The following is a 17,075-nucleotide window of genomic DNA, read 5'->3' as shown; positions in this document are numbered from 1 at the left end:
AGTCTACAAGAAAAGGGGTTCGTCATTTACACAAAATTATTGACGGTCCCGCTTTTTCTTTTGACAACAACAAGCTTAATAAAGGCTGGGAACATTTTGAGAATAGAACAGATTTAACAATGGTTAGTTCGGCAAGTCACTTATTTGAATTGATGCATCCAGATGCTTCGAAAGGATGTGCTATTAGGCAACTAGCAAAGAGGCTAGGGATTCAAAAAGAAGAGATAATGGTAATAGGTGATAATTACAATGACCTTCCGATGTTCGAAAATGCCGGAGTAAGTGTGGCGATGGGTAATGCAAATAAGGACATTAAGTCGTGTGCTACACATACAACATTAACGAATGATGAAAACGGGGTAGCGCATATTATAGAAGAACTTATATTTAGTTAATTTTGATATAAGACTATATAATGTCTAAGATGTTTGATATTTAAGGTCCTTAGTACATTCAAAAAATTAAACAATTTTATAATCTCTTAGTAGGAGGCAGCTTTTAGAAAATCTAAAGGCTGTTTTTTAGTATCTTGTCCGTCTCAAAAAAGATCGTTTTTGACAAGTGCTCAAGCTTTTTTATAACATCGTAATAGCTTTTAAGCGGCTTGGCTATTCATTCAAGACAATGGATTATATAAATAAAGAATCTTGAAAACCTTGTTATGTCAGGCTTTTAGAAACTAAAAATATACAAATGGATTTTTATATTAATATATATTCATATAAAAATAATCAATAGAAAAGGTGCTTTCTACAAGCTGAGTTCCTTAATCATTTGGTATCTTTCTATAATTAGTCGAAGTTGCTTAAATTCAACGTGTCTGTCTAATAAGGAAAATAAAGATAATCAACAAAGGCTGCGTTTTTTGAATATAGTGTTAAGAGTCGTAAATATTAGCTATGTGAAAAATAAAGCTTTAACAAGAACATGTGTAAATGACTTATAATTTGTATATTTTTATTTCTGAGCAGCTTAATTTATTATTTTCGATGTAGGAAGTGTAGAAGTTAATGTAGCAAGAAAAAGCAAAACAGGCGGAGAAGCAAAAAGTTTTTTTTCAGCTGATAAACCTTAAAAAGATTTCTTGTACTGTAATTCGGTAAAATATTAATCTGTTAAAGGGGAAAAGAAAAATGGCGCATAAAATTACGTTAACGGGCAAACCAATGAGTGCATTACGACTGAAGAAGAATTTCTATACATTCGATATGGAGGAAAAGGGTTCTCCAGCAGTTCCGAAGGGACTCCCAGCAAGCTCAACCATTACATATACCGTTTTTATTAACCAGAAGCAGTTAAAGAAAGCCGGATTAACAGAAGAAAACATTCAGAACCAGAAAATTATGGTGCAGGGAGAACCCACGCTGGATGTTCCAGTGGATGATTGTCCAGGCGAGATCGGTGTCGTTTGCTTTCAAGTTTCTGTGATTCCGGAAAAGCAAAAAGAAGCTGTGCAGGAAGAGAAAGAACCCGTGAAAGAGCAAGAGAAAAAAGAAGAAGTCAAAGCAGAGGAACAGCCGAAAGGACCAGAAGGCACGGAAGATTTTATTTCGCTGGACCAGATCGAGGTTCCCGAGTCCTTTTTGCAGACAAGACCGAATCCGTATAAGACACAGCTGGTGATCGACTATGTAAAACAGGCTGGCATTTTGGACGAACCAATTACGATTAATCGTGAAACCAAGGTGTTAACCGATGGGTACAGACGCTATATTGTGGCTGAAAAGCTGGAAATGAAAACAGTCCCTGTTATGTACGAAAAAACAAGCGTGAAAAGCTAAATATCTAGAAGAGCATGAGGAAAACGTGCTATCACTTTCAGTATCAGACTAGGCAGAGCCTAGTGTTACGGAATTCTTTTTATATAAAAATTCCTCCATTTTCAAATGAAAAGAGGGAAACTATTTTAAGTTTCCCCTTTGCTCACAAAAAAAGATACTGTATAACACAAGACTAAAATGGGCAGAAACCTAAGTCTACATATACGTTATCTGTCTTGATTAAGATTTTGAAGGACTGTTTAGGATAAAAAAAAGTAACCTCCCTTCTTCTCCTATCCAACATTTCCCGTATTATCTTAATTTGGAAAATACCTTACATAGGTTGGATTTTATTAGTCAAAACTGTCAGGTTTCTTGTATTACTTATAGCGTTATGAATTTAAGTCTCAATCCAGTACTTTGTACTCTTCTAAAACTAAGATAAAAAACTGAATAACTAATCTGCTCACTGGGATTGTTACAGGAAGAGATAGAAATGAAAATACAAAACCCCATTCTATGATTCCTTGTACATTGGTTGTTTGAAGATCTCCATGAATAATGTATTCGCCAAATATAGCACCGATAGTGCCGGTATACAGCGTAACAGTGAAAGCGATAATCAAACTGATTACCCATAATTTCTTACTGCTTATTTTTCGGTGTCTTGCCGTATAATTTCCTAGAATGACAAAAGACAGCGTAAAAGGAACGACCAAAGAAAGATAAAAGGGTGTGTCCCAAACAGAAGTAGAGCCTCCAGCATACGTTCCAGCAATCGCTACGAATAATAAACAGCCCATCATTGAGCCAATGACACCAAATATAAGACCGGCTATTGAGCCTTTTACATACGCCACAAGAACATGCCCCCTTTTATTTATTTTAACAATATTTTCCTCATATATCCAAAAATTTGGTATTGTCTAAAAACTAGACAATAAAAAAAGGGTGGCTGCCTAAAATTTAGACACTGAGAAAGTTCATGATCATTCAACATGACAGCTCAAGGCTTGCAAAGGAGGTGAACTGCAATGTGGAAAAATTACATTGAGGAAATATCGAAAGAATATCATTTCAGAGTACCGGCAACTTCTAAAGATATTTTACGTATTAAAGAGGAATTGAATGTCGAGTTGTCAAAACAGCTCTTAGATTTGCTGAGTGAAACTAATGGAATACTTGATAGTTCTGATTATCCGTTGGTTTGGTCAACGGATCAGATCATAGAAGAAAACTCGTTTTTTAGAAATTTCAATGATTACAAAGATATCTATATGCCGTTTGATGATTTGTTGTTTTTTTCTAATGCAGGAACTGGTGATTTATTCGGATTAGCTGTGTTAAACGGAAGTATTCAAAAGGATGATGTATATGTTTGGGACCATGGAGACGACAGTCGTACGTGGGTTGCTTCTTCTTTAAAAGAATTTCTTAAAGGCTGGATTACTGAAGAAATTTCCACTTAGATGCAACATAAGTGCAATTTTGTTGTGTTGTAAATGCCCTGGCTCTTAATAGCCAGGGCGTTTAGTTGCCCCTATAGACCGAAAATAAGTGTTCCCCAGATCGAATAGAGAACGGGGAAAAATAAGATGACAAACGTTAAGCTGCCATAGAAACTGATTTTGTCCAGTTGTTTAAGAACTGATTCTTTGATCGTTATGCCTGTAGATCGCCCTAGCATACTGACCACAAAACTTAAAATACCTAACCCATAGAATACCAGATATTCTGAGTGAAATATGGCCACCTTAAGGGAAGGTAATACGACAAAAAGGATACCAGCGACAAGAAGCAGAAAAGATACATGAATACATGTTTTTCGAAATATAGTTTTCAACAAAATCATCCTTTTCTGATTGCTCTCAACTCAATGTTATCAGATTTTATTTTTATTTTTGAATAAGACTTAGCTTGTGGAGCAGCTGGATAAACTCGCTAATAAGAAGCCAGGCAGCTGGAACTGTGAAAGGAAGAAGAACAAAAGCATATATCACTCCCCATCCTAATGTACTCTCTATAATAATCGTTTCCATTCCGCCCCTTGCGATATATTCTCCAAAAATAGCTCCGACAGTGCCAATGTATAAGGTAACAAAAAATGCTGTAGTAAAGCTGAGCATCCATCGTTTTTTATTGTTTATTGTTCCAAACTTATTAGCGTAAGCACCAATTAAAGAAAAGGCAACCATAAAAGGGATCAACACGGCATAATACAGCCAGCTTTCAGCAAAAAAAGATGTATAGCCACCCGCAGCTGATTGAGAAGCAAGGCCGAATAAGGTTCCGCATATTACTGACAGTACAGCACCAAAAACAAGCCCTGCTAGAATTGAAGCAAGCCTCTTCATAACTCACCCCCCTACTGTATGAGTTATTTTAACATATTTATCCATAAACCAATTTGAAATAACCTGCAGACACAACATAATACAATTATGTTGTGTTCATAAGCTCATCTAGCAGAATTAATAAATTTTGCTGGATGAGCTTATTTAGATTAAAAATGAAATGCATTAACTATTTCATAAAAATATGTTAACATTAGGATAAAATAGGAGTTGGTGGAAAATGAAAAGAATTTGGGTCACATCCTTTTTAGTTATTGCAGCAATCGGTATTTTAGCTGCTTCATTTTTAGGAAATTCTCAAGCGCAGGAAAGCCCTTCTCCAGAAGAATTCGTAAAAGAATATCTTGGGTTAGTAAAAGCGAATGACTATGAAAATGTTGTTGATTTGGTTATTGATGACCGTTTCAATAATGATCGGCAGACCAAAATTGCAATGATTAAGGATTCCTCTACAAATTTAAAAACGTATGAGGTTAAAGAAGTAAAAGATGTTACGAAAGATAAGGCAACGGTAATCACGATAGTAGAATCTAAAGATGGCAGTGTACAGCAAGTACCAGTGTACTTAATTAAGAAAGATAGTAGCTGGAAGGTGCATATTAGGAACGGGAATGTCGGTGATGATGAGAATTTTAAAATAATAAAACAGCCAGACGGAATATAAATGCAACAAAAATATAATTTTTGTTGCATTGGAATGTAAAGTCTAAAGAATCAATGATTCTTTAGACTTTTTTGTACAAAATAACTATTATGGATTTTAGCGTTAATATAAATTTGGAAGAAGGAACTTTATAAAACTGTACGTTGAGAAAAGGGGATGTCACGGATATATGGAATGGATCATTACTTTATTTGCACTTTTCGTCGCTACCATAATCCTGCTTAATAAGTATTTAAATTGGTGGATTAAGGCCCTGTTTACTACCTACTATGCCGTTGTTATTTATCTCTTCGTTAAAGGGTACAAAAAAATTCACAATAATTATTATGAACGTTACCGTTCAACGAATGATTACAACCCTAATGACCCAGCAGATATTGAAGCTTTAGAAAACTTCTGGAATGTTCAATCGGAATTTGTTGATAGTTTTCTAGCCTGGTTTCATATTCCTCTTTTAGGCCTGCTTTTATTTGTTTTTATCAAAGGGGTGATGAATGGAAAGAATAAAACACAAAAAATCCTAATTATACTTAGTAGTATCGTTATAGGTATTGTCTATCTTTGGTTAGTAATCATGACAGCGATGCTGGGATATCAACCCTAACAGCCTTTTTATAAACAGGTGCGAATGCCTAAGTTAAAAACATTAATATTGAAATTGAAGAGTACATATTTTTAATAAAAATATAACAATTTTCCCCTTCTCAATACAACATAATGATATTATGTTGTATTGGAAAAGCCTCAGCTGTCAGAGGCAGCCGGGGCTTTTAATATGTAGTATTTGCGTACTGTTGATTAATATAGGAGTGCCTTTTTATTTGGAGCAGTCCTTTTTGATGTATTCAAAAAAATGATAAAAGGGCTTGAACCTTACGCAACGTAATGATTTATATTGAAGTTACCGGTAATAAAGCTAGCATAACAAAAGGAGCTGGTTATGAAAAAGCAATGGAAAGTAGGCGAGCTTGCAAAGTTAACAGGATTAACCGTAAGAACATTGCGCTATTATGATCAGATTGGTTTATTTTCTCCTTCTGATCACTCTAATTCTGGTCACCGGCTTTATAACAAGTCGGATATTTTAAAGCTTCAGAACATCCAGTCACTAAAGCAAATTGGCTTGTCATTGGAAGATGTGCAGTCTGTTGTAGATGACAGTAACAGTGAAAGCACATCCCATATCCTGGCCATCCAGATGGCTCGTTTAAAGGAAGACATACGAATTCAGCAAAAACTGTTAAAGGAACTGGAGAATGTGTTAGCGTTGTCGCGAAATAAGCAGCCTTTACAGGTGGAGAATTTAACTAAATTATTGGGAGCGATGAAAATGAATCAGGAAAAATATTTTACGAAAGAGCAACTAGACCAAATGAAAAGTAATTATGAAAAAGCGGATGCAGAAACATTGAGAAGAAGTGAAAAAGAATTCACCTTGATCCTAGAAAAGCTTCGTGGTCATATGCGGAATAGGACCTCTGCGACAGATAAAGAAGTGCAGGAGTTAGCCCGGAAATGGAGTGAAATCGCTAATTCTTTTACTGCGCATGACCCTGAACTGCAAAAAGCAGCCGAAAAGTTTCATGCTGAAAACCCAGGAAATGATTTGCAAAATGGTATGGATGCGGAAATTTATCATTACATCATGAGCGCTTTAAAAGGTAATTGATGAATTTTAATTATACTCTCCCAAAAAAGACGATAATCCTTGAGTTTATTCCTTGGTCAACAGTTTCGGTCTATTGTTGATTAGTCAAATTGAATGTAACATAAAGGGAATTATGTTGTAGTTTGATTAATATTGGATTATAAAGTAAAATTTAACACATGCACATTTTTGTTTTGCTGCGGAGCACCCACCGTGGCTTTTTTTATTTACAAATTTAAAAATTATCTTTTTTTTGAAGAAATATATAAAGTTAATGCAACAAAAAGGGTAGTATGTTGTATGGGGCCACAGGACTGGCTCAGGGCTAAACACTATTAAAACGGCTGCCAGATCCTTGCTAGGTTTCTACAGCCGTTTTATTCTTTCTGGAAACAGATTTTGTTTTTGTTTAAAGATATCTTTTTTGTGATTCTTTTCAGTTTCTATCTCACTTCACTGTTAGCGTATGTTCTCGCAAAAAATTGCACTAGAAATATTATTAAAGAAAGAGCAATTATATATCCTTCACGTCCTATCATGGTGAAATAATAGGTATCATGAAGGAAGAGAGCAGCAAGGAAAAGGGATAGGATGCACGAAACAATATTGAATAAAATCAATATTTTTATCTTCGCATCTTTTGACAAAAAGCCTATTATTATTGAAATGACGAATGGGATTACACAAAAGAGAAAGAGATTACCTTCATCTGTCCCTCCGTCTGGTCGGTTGGCATAGTCGTAACTGGCTATAAAGAATGAAAATGGCATTAAACACAGAACTATCCAAAGTAATTTCATTGCAAGAGATACCTCCAGATATTAATAAATTTTCTATTAATATCCTATCAGATTCAGTAATGTTTCAAGAGAAAAATAATTCTTTTTAATTAAGCGATGAAAAATTAATTGCCCAAAAGCAGCCAGCAGAAACAATAAGTCCTACTGGCTGCTTTTTTAGATTAAAAGTGAAATATGTTAACTACTTTATAATTAAATGTTAAAATTAGGATAAAATAGTTGGTGGTGGAAATTAATGAAAAAAATTTGGTTCACATCTGTTACAGCTATTGCAGCAATCGGTATTTTAGCTGCTTCATTTTTAGGAAATTCTGAAGCGCAGGAAAGTCCTTCCCCGGAGGAATTTGTAAGAGAATATCTTGAATTAGCAAATGCAAGAGACTATGAAACACTAGTTGATTTAGTGATTGATGATCGTTTTCATAATGACAGGCAGACTAAAATTGATAATTACAAAATGTTTGAAAGTGACTCTATCGACATAGAAAAGTATGAGATCAAAGAAGTAAAGGAAGTTACAGAAGATAAAGCAACTGTTATTACAGTGATGGAGTTTAAGGATGGCAGTATAGAGCAAATGCCCATGCATTTAGTTAGAAAAGAGGGCAACTGGAAACTGCATATCAGTGCGGGTAATCTTTTTGATGACAAGGATTTCAAAATAATAAAATAACCAGACGGAATATAAAGGTAACAAAGGATCAAATGTAACGTAAATTATATTATGTTGTGTTGGAAAAGCCCTAGCTGTCAAAAATAGCTGGGGCTTTTAATATATAGTATCGACTTACTGTTAAGTATCTTTGCTTACTCCTGGAATAACTAACAATTGGTAAAATGAATGGTATCTACCATGATATTTGAGTTTTGTATTAAGGAGGGAAGACTATATGAATAATAAATATGGGTATTTATCGGTGATGATGCCTGTTATCAGTGTTATCTTCTTTTTCATAAAAAGAGGACTGAATTCAGATATATACCTGGCGATCATTGTGTATAGCATTCTTTCTCTGCTAGGAATAATGTTTGCTATAATGTCTAAGCGAACTATTCCGATGATTTTAGGAATCCTTTCTAATGGCGGTGTGTTGGCTTGTGCATTCTTACTTTTACTTGCAATGGGAATAAGCGAAGCTTAAAAATAAATCTACTGGTGATCAGCAGGGTAGAAAGCAACATAATATCTGATATGCTCCCCCTTGAGTAAACAGTAGCGTTGCTTTCCTACACTGTCCACTTAAGGGGGAGCATATCAGGGTATTATGTTGCATTCGTTAAGGTGATTAAGGAAATATACTGGAGTGAAGAAAAGTAAAACTGTGACCGAAGTAAAGGTATTTAATGATATTAAAGTTTGTTATTTCAATAAAAAGGATTAAATGTTAATATATAACCAAACGGAAAGGGGGAGCATTAGTGGATAGTTTTTTATTCTTTTTCATAGCTTTCCTGATCTTTTCACTAATTATCTTCTTAGGTTATTGGGGAGTAAAAACAATGATTACAGGCTTTATGGATTTGCAGAAATCTAAAGATGACCATAGATAAATGCAACATAAAGAGAATTATGGTGATATGAGAAAAGCCCTCTAGGTTTCTCGTTATAAAGAGCGCCAGAGGGCTTTTTTAAATCAATTTTTAAACGGAAGGTTTATTTTGAAAGAAGGCCTTATTTATATAAATTGTATAAAGTAATACAATAAGTGACCAAATTGTATTTCCGATAAAAGGCTGATGATTGTATGACGACAATGATAATGAAAAACTTATTACTATAAAGAGAACACAATATCCAACCATCGCCCAAAATCCCCATTTTCTAAGCTTTATGTATCCATAGGTAATGACCAAAGATGAAAAAGCTACCAATACTCTCATTAATTGTTCGGGAGCATTTGGTAATCCAAATCTCGTAGCTATATCTATTTGATTGGCATCAACATCATAAAAAAACAAAGAAAAGAGCAAAATAAAGGCACCAAAAATATAGAAATAGCTAATTATAGAAACACCTAAAGGTTTTTTCACTTTTTATACCTCCTGTTATAAGGTTATTTTGCAATCATCCACTTTATTGTTTTATTTGGATTTATTCTGTTCTTCTACTTCACCCCATACAAGATAAGTAATCCCTAAAATAAAAAAGATGATACTTAAAAAGAGAATGCCGGGTGACATTTTATTAGCTGTCTCGCTTACATCTCCCATGCTGCCAAACGCAATAGCATATAAACTTGCATTTAAAAATCTAAAAGAAAACAAAAACGCTCCTGTTATTAGAAATAAAGCACCAGTTGTTCGTTTAGACAAAAAATTACCTCCTAAATAAATAGAACTATATTTACAAATTATACTATCTATCCCAATATAAATAAAAGAAGTGAATAAATTGGTAGTGTCTTTATTAATAAATGAAAAGGAGTGAGAACAATAAAAAAATATCTCGTATTTCTAATTAGTTTTGCTGCATTGTATATGACAGTTCAAATTGGAACAGGTCTGTTTCTCACAGCATCGTATACGCCTGATCTTTATTCAACAGGAGGGACTCCAAGTTCAGAAGTGGCTTTTGGACAAGCTTCTTCAAACTTCTTGTTTATGATGTTCCTAACAGCTACAATCGCTTATTTTCTTTCTCAAAAGGCATTTAAACAGTCCAGTAAATGAAGCATAGTTTAAATTAAATAAGGCGTTTTCGTATTTCCTAATGCAAGATAAATATAATTATGTTGTATTAAGGACACTCCAAATTTTTAAAATCTGGAGCGTTTTTTCAACTGCTTATCCTCTTAATATCCGGGTAAATTAATAAGAAAAGCATGTGTAATTATATGGTAAAATTATAAGTGAGTGGATGCGAAAGAGGTGAATTTTAATCGAATATTTGATATTTTTAGTAATTTTCGGTATTTTATGTTTCTTGGTAGAAAAGTTATTAAGGAAATGGCTCGGTATAGAAAAGAGAAAGATTTCAGAAACCACTGGTAAAAATATTGATCGATTGGGAAGAGTTATTATTTTAATCGCATTTTTATGCACTTTTCCGTTTACATTTGCACTTACAGAGGATCTAAATGCTATGAAGTGGTATTGGATACTTTATTTAGTTCTGTTGTTGGGTTTTCAGGGTTTTGTGCAATGGAGATATTTGAAAAACTCAAGAGAATACGTGATTACATTAGTTTTTCTAGTGATAGGTGCAATTGCTATTTATAGTATGGATTATTTTATTTAACTAAAGTATAGCTTATTCAAAGACTGAAATATAAAATCCGAGAGGATATTCGATGAAAAATATCATTTATTTTTAATAGGAATCTGCGGAGTTTTACTGATGGTCTTTGGATGGTCGGATAAAAACACAATAGGGAGTTTTTGTTGCTGCTTTCTTTCTTTTTCATCGTAGATCCTTGGTACATGCTCTTTTAAAAGAATATATAAAAATAAAATTTAAGAGGATGACAAATGTGAAAAAAACTTTATTAAAAATTACAATAGCCTCATTTGTTATTGTATTCATTCTATCTTTGTTTTTGATAGATCGAACAATATTAACAACAGACGCAGCTGGACTTTCTTCTCCAATGACACTTTCAATTTCCGAGTATTTATCTAAAGTCTTTGGTTATTCGTTAGTGATTACTGCAATTATTGTACTAGGGGTTTACTTAATCAGTTTCAGAAAAAAGCATGAGAGAAATTAGTTGAATGCAACATAAATGCTAGTATGTTGTATCTGTCCATTTTTCTTCGATTAACAATGTAATAATTTTCAATTTATGGTTTTCTGAGTTAAAGTAAGGGAGGATTCATTTTTATAATTCTTACTTTGAAGAAAGCAGTGTGAATGCGAAAGTGGACATTATTAGCGAGAAACTTATTGTGATTTCTTTATTTTTAATGATTATTACGGCCATTGAAACGTTAGCTTATTCTACAAGGTTATCCGGTGCAAGAATTGGGATGCTGGCTTCAGCCTTGTCTTTATTCAGCACGATGATTATTGTGTCCAGGTTCTCTACTATGTTTCAGCAGCCATTAACAGGAAAGTTGATCACGGAAGCCCCAGATTTAAATAAACTGGAATTTATCGAAAGCCAGTATCGGGTGCTGATCGGTGTAACATCAATTGGTGTCTGTATAGGCATTGTATTATTTCCTACGTTTATAGCCATTTTCTCCAGAGCAATTATTCAGCTGGCAAATGAGAAGGGATCTGTCGTAGGCTTAGCCAAAAAGTGGGGGAATTTTTCAGGGGTCAAAAAGGCAGCAAAGTATGCAAGAATGCCCCGTGTATCGTATTTAAAAGGCATTACGTTGAGTAACTTTCCAAAAAAAATATTTTGCATTAACGTGGCGATTACAGCTATTTATACAGTAGGCGTTCTAGCGTCACTATATGCTTCGATATTAACACCTGAAAATGCAGCTGCGGCTATTATGTCATCCGGCATTATTAATGGCGCAGCAACAATCCTTCTGACGCTTTTCGTAGATCCTAAAGCTTCTGTATTAGCCGATCAAGTAGTGAAAAAAGAAAATCGCTACGTGAACTTAAAAAGTTACTCTGTTGCGATGATTAGTTCGAAATTTGTAGGGACGGTGGCTGCGCAAATTATTTTTATTCCATGCGCTTATTATGTAGCCTGGTTCTCTCAATGGATATAAATAATACGAAACCAGCTAATAGTTTGTCAATATCTTTTAATTAAATCTTAAAATATTTCATGCTATACTAAATTTACGCATACCAAATAACCTTCCGGTTACATCGTTTGGAAAGTTTTGGGCTTATTGGTTATGTTTTTTAACTAGGCTATATCTTGAAAAGTCGATTTATTTTTCAAAAGTGCATATATCCAGTGTAAAAGTTTATTTGCACAAGCAATTACAGCGACTTTAAAGGGTTTTCCTTCTTCACGCTTCTTATCATAAAACTCTCGTAATTTCTTATTTCTAGGGATGATTTCATCTGTCGTTTTCATTTTACGACAATCACGTATGGCACTTCTAACAGCCATAAACAACGCATGCCGCAGTCTACTGGAACCTCTTTTGGTAATCCGATTTAAAGTACCTTTGAATGTACCAGATTCAAAGACACTGGGATCGATTCCTGCGAAAGCTACCAGTTTCTTGGGGTGATTAAACCGATCAATTTCCCCGATTTCAGAAATAATCGTTGCAGCGATTTTTTCACCAATTCCGGGGATTGATTGGATAATGTGATACTCCTCAATATTTTTCGCCAAAGCGTCTATCTCGTTTTCAAGCTTAGATAGATGCTTTTTGTATTCTCTTATCATATTAATATACATATCTAGACTAAGAAAAAGGCTATGGAATATAGCTTTCTGAAAAGGATTTTGAGCTGCGGCAGCCATTAGCTTTTCTGCCCGATTGTTTGCCCATTCTAACGAACGGCTTTTACAGAACTCTTTTATTTTTTTCGCGATTGTCTCCTTTCCTGCTTTCAAAACATCCTCTGAACTAGGAAATGTTTGTAGAGTGAGTAAAGATACATCAGAGTATAAGTCCCCAAAAACTCCTATATAAACAGGAAATACTTGATCCAGAACAGCTTGAAATTGAAGTTTCGTTTGTATGAACATTCCAGTGATATTTTCATGTTGTCTAGTAAGATTTCGTACGTTTAAGAGTTGAATTCCTCGTTGTTTATAAGGTTCTAAGTCTTCTCTATAAAACAGCTCGCAGAGATGGTGAGCATCAATAATATCTGTCTTTACCTTACGTAAGCTGGAGCTCTTTGCACGATAGGATATGAGGGGATTTACAATAATTAATAAATATCCTCTGTCCTGAAAATACTGAACGATTGGTGTATGATAGTGCCCTGTAGATTCTAATACAATAGGGGGCCGCTTGCCTGAAACATCCTCTACTTCCTTAATGAAATCATGTAGATTAACTAATCCCTCGAGAGTATGTGAAACTTTAAAACTCTTTTTATAAGGCTGTTTTCTATCCAAGTAAGCCTGAACTTGGCTTTCATCCTTAGCTACATCCAGACCAATGACTGGATTCATCATTTATCTCCTCCTAATAATACAAATTAACCGGTAACCCCTAGTCCTCCATGTAGTGTCATAGCTTCGCTTGTTATACGAGATCATAGTCCCAACCAGCCTCAATCATGTTTCTACAAGTAGGGGGCGAACTGTTTAGTTGTCGGGATCAAGTCCCACGGGGGCTTCCGTTCTACCCCGGCTACGGTTATCATATATCGATATAAAAAATGGTCAACCAGAAATATCTGGCTGACCTTATAATACGAACGGGGGGCGTTAATTTAATAAGCAATAAATTAGGACCACACATATTAGATACGTCTAAAATGTGCGGTCCTTTTAATATCAACTGTTTTACGCAACCACCTAAATATAAAACGTCATGATCGTTATCAAAGAAATGACAAAAGATGTGGCGATGTGTTGCGCCAGCATGAGGCAGCTGCAGCAGGGATGGCGCTTGGTATATCTTACAGCAGTGATATTAAGGACCGAGGCTTCAGGCATCAAATATGCTTTCAAGAAGCACAAAAGAGACAGCTGAACTATGTGAGCACTTTTTAGAAAGTATTGGAATGGACGGCCAGCACGCATGGTTTAGGATATATTTTTATATTAATAAATTTTTATATAAAAATTTATTAATATAAAAATAGTTATTAAAGGGAAACTCTTCTAGAAAAAATAATAGCTGACCTAAATCAGAATAATGATCTGCTAACCTGGAGCCTCAGACACATATTATCGAGATCATCTATAATATGATAATACATGACTATAAGAAAGTACTTCATGCCCATTTTTATACAAGAGAGAAGCGGACTTAGGAGCAGATAGCAAAGAGCTCGAATTAATGTAGCTACTGCTGAAATGCCAGGGCTTTGGTGAAAGTAGACTGAAGGACGTGAAAGGCAATGAAATATGTATTCGTCATGAAAGGTGAGGAAATTGCTGGCACTTTACATGGTACCGGGACCAGTTTTATAAAAATGACTAATATGCTTTTGTTTAAAGGATACGGAATTAAGTATGTGACGAAAGAAGAATTTCAGGAAGAAGAGGCACGGGAGATTTAAAGTTGCTGGCTTGACCATGCAATGGTGCAAAGTATGCTATCAGGTATAAACATCATTATTTTTAATTGATCAAACATGGTCAAACCTTGCGTAAAATACGATTGATATGCAAACATATATTCGTAACAGGAAATGACATGGATGCCCGCCTCAATAAGATTACTGCCATTGAGGCACCAATCTTGATCCGTGTAATAGCTCCCGTGCTACAATAATTAGAAAGAACGGTTAGGGAATCTCAACTAAAAGGAGATAGAATATGGCTAACTCAAAAAGAAAGTGCATATCCTGCGGAAGAGCAATGAAAGAACAGTTCATTGGACTAAAACATTGCAAATGCGGCGTGAGCTGGCATAAGCTCATCGGCTACTTTGAGCGCACTCCTGATATGGTATTTAGATTGCAAAGACAAAAAATCGGGAAAAAGATTAAGCAAGTACCTATCATTGACTACAAAACAAAAAAAGAATAAACAATCACTAAACATGGGGTGATTTTATGATAGTTCTGCATTTCTATATTACAAGTGATCATACAAGAAAACTTTATAAAGAGGAATTTGCTACTGATAAGGAGTTTAATGAATTCCTTACCAGCCAAGGAGATTCAATTGAAGTTTTCCAAATTGAGATGGAAAAGTTTTATGCAGCAAAGGAAAATAGACCTTTTTAATGATCGTGCTGTATACAGCTATTGTGTGCAGTTTTCTTAATTATCTTTTCTTAAAACGATTATTTTACGCAAAGTTTATATTTGCACGTAATCTTATTATACAAACATGAATAACTAATTACCCGCATTTAGGACTGATCTCACTTCAATTCGCCACGTTATATCATCACCTCCGATATTGTTTTCAGATAAAGAAAAAAGCAACCTGCAGGATGCTTATACTAATCAATCCGTTAATTTAGCTTTAATACGTAATGAAGAGCCTTTTTCTTTGGTGATGTCTGTTATATAGATCTTTCCTTCACTTTGAAGTGTTTCAGCTGCTAGGTACGCTTGATTTGCCTGGTGTTCTGATGGAAAACCTATAACAATGCTATTACCTTCTGATTCTTTTATCTTTGACAGCATATAATTTTTCACACTGATTACTCCCCTTCTGCTTTATATTTCGACAAAGGAATTTATTTCCCTTCTCCTCGATTGTCATTAAATCTGTTATCATGTTTAAGCAGCTTCAAAGGAGTGTGTAGCATGGAAATAAAGCAAGAAATTGATTTAAGCGTCACCTATAACATTCGAGAATACCCGGATATCAAAAGCGGCCGCTGTGATAATTGCGATAGCGCCCAGTTTAAAAGCTCTATCAAAAATATGATATTCCTTCGTGAGTGCCGTAAGTGTGGCATGAAGAAGGTTGTTTAACCCTGTCACCAGTAAGGTTTAATTTTACCATCTTATATATGGGTTTCCTGTATGACAAAAAATGCCTATCCATTCTTTTTAATATTACCGGAAACCTTTTTATATTTTTTAAACTAGACTTTTAAAACACAATAGATTTGGATGGCTTTTGCTCTTAAAAGCAAAAGTCTATCTTGGGTTTGTAGATGTATTAGAAATGATACTGCGATCTTCCTTCAGCAAAACTTTCTTTTGTACAGCCACCCATCCCTAAACCTATATCTGAACCTGTATACGAATCTACAACTGTATCTGAGTCTACACTTGAACATAAGTCTAAACTTGAACATAAGTCTAAACTTATATCTGAACCCTATCTATCCCTATATGTGATTGGCACAAAGAATAAGGGATGGTGCATTGAAGGAAAGTTAATGATACGGGTGGATACCACTTTCATCGCTACTTAGGCGGGGGCTAGTGACCCCCACAACAAGACAACCCTTCTTGGCTGCCATTCTGCCAAGCTGGGCTGTTTTTTCGTTTAAATATGTTATTTTTCTTCAGCTAGGTGTTTTTTTCTTGCATTAGAGGGTGTAACGTTATTTATATATCATTTTTCATTCGTCCTGCTGAGATTAGATTTATCTAACTAGGACGAATGAAAAACGAGAATAACACCACATATGTTTAGACATAGCTTCACGACTATCAGCTATAAGGACAACAGTGATGTGTATGTGACATGCATGTTCTCAATCATGAAAAAGTCAGCCTTCGATTTATCCCTCCAGTTTAAACTAAAAGCTCCACTGGTCCTTTTATATCCTTTTTTCACACCTTACGATCAGCATACATTCATATAAAAATATATTTATATAAATGTATTTTTTATATAAACACCTAGAGGCACTTTATCTGGAGCAGCAAAAGTACGATGAGTCATGGCATTGTAGACGGATTGGCAGATGGAACTTTAAGCTTCAATAATCGGATTACCCACGTCGATTTTTCAGTATACCTTGCACGTACGATTAATTCAGAATTCCGTATCAAGGCATCGGTCAGTTTTTCAAGAAACTATGGACCAATACAGGGAATTTAAAACATTTGCTCAGAGGTTTCTTGGTACATAGCAAACACTTGATCCCTATAAATAAAATACTAGGAATAAAGAGGAGCAATAGTACATTATAAATAACCGGCTAAATAAATACTTTCTAATTTTTTGAGCACAACCTTTTCTTCAAAACGGGCGATAAATGTCTACAACTAAAAATGCGGCAGCTCCTAAAATCATCAGTATGTTTAACCCAAATCGAATTAAGAAATGAATCACAATTAATCCATTTAAACACTTATTTCCGTTATATTTTTATATTAATATA

At 34.7% G+C, this 17,075-nt stretch carries 20 protein-coding genes; 14 read left to right on the top strand and 6 right to left on the bottom strand.

All coding sequences use genetic code 11. The features are described 5' to 3' along the window. The first annotated feature begins 35 nt into the window (after window positions 1–35). The gene (locus tag VP97_RS20700; protein WP_082220479.1) at window positions 36–395 is read left to right on the top strand and encodes an HAD-IIB family hydrolase; all 360 of its coding nucleotides are present in this window, start codon (window positions 36–38) and stop codon (window positions 393–395) included. 738 nt (window positions 396–1,133) lie between these two features. Further along, complete coding sequence (locus tag VP97_RS20695) at window positions 1,134–1,781, top strand: ParB N-terminal domain-containing protein (RefSeq protein ID WP_050184060.1); 648 nt, start codon at window positions 1,134–1,136, stop codon at window positions 1,779–1,781. Window positions 1,782–2,167: 386 nt separating this feature from the next. Here VP97_RS20695 and VP97_RS20690 read toward each other — a convergent pair whose 3' ends face one another. Further along, window positions 2,168–2,620, bottom strand: coding sequence for a hypothetical protein (locus tag VP97_RS20690; protein WP_050184059.1), 453 nt, complete (start codon window positions 2,618–2,620; stop codon window positions 2,168–2,170). 174 nt (window positions 2,621–2,794) lie between these two features. Here VP97_RS20690 and VP97_RS20685 point away from each other — a divergent pair, with 174 nt between their 5' ends. After that, window positions 2,795–3,229 carry an SMI1/KNR4 family protein gene (locus tag VP97_RS20685; RefSeq protein WP_050184058.1) on the top strand — a complete coding sequence of 145 codons (435 nt, stop codon included), beginning with the start codon at window positions 2,795–2,797 and terminating at the stop codon, window positions 3,227–3,229. A 426-nt stretch (window positions 3,230–3,655) separates the two neighbouring features. On the opposite strand, the gene VP97_RS20675 is transcribed toward VP97_RS20685, so the two are convergent. Further along, complete coding sequence (locus tag VP97_RS20675; RefSeq protein WP_050184056.1) at window positions 3,656–4,114, bottom strand: hypothetical protein; 459 nt, start codon at window positions 4,112–4,114, stop codon at window positions 3,656–3,658. 220 nt (window positions 4,115–4,334) lie between these two features. Here VP97_RS20675 and VP97_RS20670 point away from each other — a divergent pair, with 220 nt between their 5' ends. From VP97_RS20670 to VP97_RS20645, 5 genes are all read left to right on the top strand, one after another. Then, the gene (locus VP97_RS20670; RefSeq protein WP_050184055.1) at window positions 4,335–4,778 is read left to right on the top strand and encodes a nuclear transport factor 2 family protein; all 444 of its coding nucleotides are present in this window, start codon (window positions 4,335–4,337) and stop codon (window positions 4,776–4,778) included. A gap of 169 nt (window positions 4,779–4,947) precedes the next feature. Next, window positions 4,948–5,382, top strand: a complete 435-nt coding sequence (locus VP97_RS20665; protein ID WP_050184054.1) for a hypothetical protein — start codon at window positions 4,948–4,950, stop codon at window positions 5,380–5,382. Between the two features lie 336 nt (window positions 5,383–5,718). Further along, entirely contained in the window at window positions 5,719–6,447 is a 729-nt protein-coding gene (locus VP97_RS20660) for a MerR family transcriptional regulator (protein WP_082084598.1), read from the top strand. Window positions 6,448–7,461: 1,014 nt separating this feature from the next. Continuing rightward, window positions 7,462–7,899, top strand: coding sequence for a DUF4878 domain-containing protein (locus VP97_RS20650; protein ID WP_050184052.1), 438 nt, complete (start codon window positions 7,462–7,464; stop codon window positions 7,897–7,899). A gap of 217 nt (window positions 7,900–8,116) precedes the next feature. Continuing rightward, complete coding sequence (locus VP97_RS20645; RefSeq protein ID WP_050184051.1) at window positions 8,117–8,368, top strand: hypothetical protein; 252 nt, start codon at window positions 8,117–8,119, stop codon at window positions 8,366–8,368. 499 nt (window positions 8,369–8,867) lie between these two features. Here VP97_RS20645 and VP97_RS20640 read toward each other — a convergent pair whose 3' ends face one another. After that, window positions 8,868–9,257 carry a hypothetical protein gene (locus VP97_RS20640; RefSeq protein WP_050184050.1) on the bottom strand — a complete coding sequence of 130 codons (390 nt, stop codon included), beginning with the start codon at window positions 9,255–9,257 and terminating at the stop codon, window positions 8,868–8,870. Window positions 9,258–9,308: 51 nt separating this feature from the next. Further along, entirely contained in the window at window positions 9,309–9,539 is a 231-nt protein-coding gene (locus VP97_RS20635) for a hypothetical protein (RefSeq protein ID WP_050184049.1), read from the bottom strand. A gap of 574 nt (window positions 9,540–10,113) precedes the next feature. Between VP97_RS20635 and VP97_RS20630 the strand changes: the two genes are divergently transcribed. Together VP97_RS20630 and VP97_RS20620 are read left to right on the top strand one after the other, a co-directional pair. Next, on the top strand, window positions 10,114–10,464 hold the full coding sequence (locus VP97_RS20630) for a DUF4181 domain-containing protein (protein ID WP_342667338.1): 351 nt from the start codon (window positions 10,114–10,116) through the stop codon (window positions 10,462–10,464). Between the two features lie 620 nt (window positions 10,465–11,084). Next, entirely contained in the window at window positions 11,085–11,897 is an 813-nt protein-coding gene (locus VP97_RS20620) for a lipid II flippase Amj family protein (protein ID WP_050184070.1), read from the top strand. 143 nt (window positions 11,898–12,040) lie between these two features. Here VP97_RS20620 and VP97_RS20615 read toward each other — a convergent pair whose 3' ends face one another. Then, window positions 12,041–13,276 carry an IS110 family RNA-guided transposase gene (locus VP97_RS20615; RefSeq protein WP_050184069.1) on the bottom strand — a complete coding sequence of 412 codons (1,236 nt, stop codon included), beginning with the start codon at window positions 13,274–13,276 and terminating at the stop codon, window positions 12,041–12,043. A gap of 896 nt (window positions 13,277–14,172) precedes the next feature. On the opposite strand from VP97_RS20615, the gene VP97_RS24090 reads away from it, so the two are divergent. From VP97_RS24090 to VP97_RS24085, 3 genes are all read left to right on the top strand, one after another. Next, window positions 14,173–14,334: a hypothetical protein gene (locus VP97_RS24090; RefSeq protein ID WP_156153584.1), complete on the top strand. Its 162-nt coding sequence runs from the start codon at window positions 14,173–14,175 to the stop codon at window positions 14,332–14,334. A gap of 259 nt (window positions 14,335–14,593) precedes the next feature. Then, a complete protein-coding gene (locus tag VP97_RS20610; protein ID WP_050184046.1) occupies window positions 14,594–14,806 on the top strand; it encodes a hypothetical protein in 213 nt (70 codons plus the stop codon). Between the two features lie 26 nt (window positions 14,807–14,832). Then, complete coding sequence (locus VP97_RS24085; RefSeq protein WP_156153583.1) at window positions 14,833–15,006, top strand: hypothetical protein; 174 nt, start codon at window positions 14,833–14,835, stop codon at window positions 15,004–15,006. A gap of 225 nt (window positions 15,007–15,231) precedes the next feature. On the opposite strand, the gene VP97_RS20605 is transcribed toward VP97_RS24085, so the two are convergent. Next, on the bottom strand, window positions 15,232–15,426 hold the full coding sequence (locus VP97_RS20605) for a hypothetical protein (protein WP_050184045.1): 195 nt from the start codon (window positions 15,424–15,426) through the stop codon (window positions 15,232–15,234). A 111-nt stretch (window positions 15,427–15,537) separates the two neighbouring features. Here VP97_RS20605 and VP97_RS24305 point away from each other — a divergent pair, with 111 nt between their 5' ends. Beyond that, window positions 15,538–15,708 (top strand): DUF8096 family protein, encoded by a 171-nt coding sequence (locus tag VP97_RS24305; RefSeq protein WP_172656825.1) that lies wholly within the window; start codon window positions 15,538–15,540, stop codon window positions 15,706–15,708. The last annotated feature ends 1,367 nt before the right edge of the window (window positions 15,709–17,075 follow it).

The sequence above is a fragment of the Domibacillus robiginosus genome, from assembly GCF_000966195.1.
Lineage (GTDB): Bacteria > Bacillota > Bacilli > Bacillales > Domibacillaceae > Domibacillus > Domibacillus robiginosus.
This window is presented reverse-complemented; position numbering and strand designations above follow the sequence as displayed.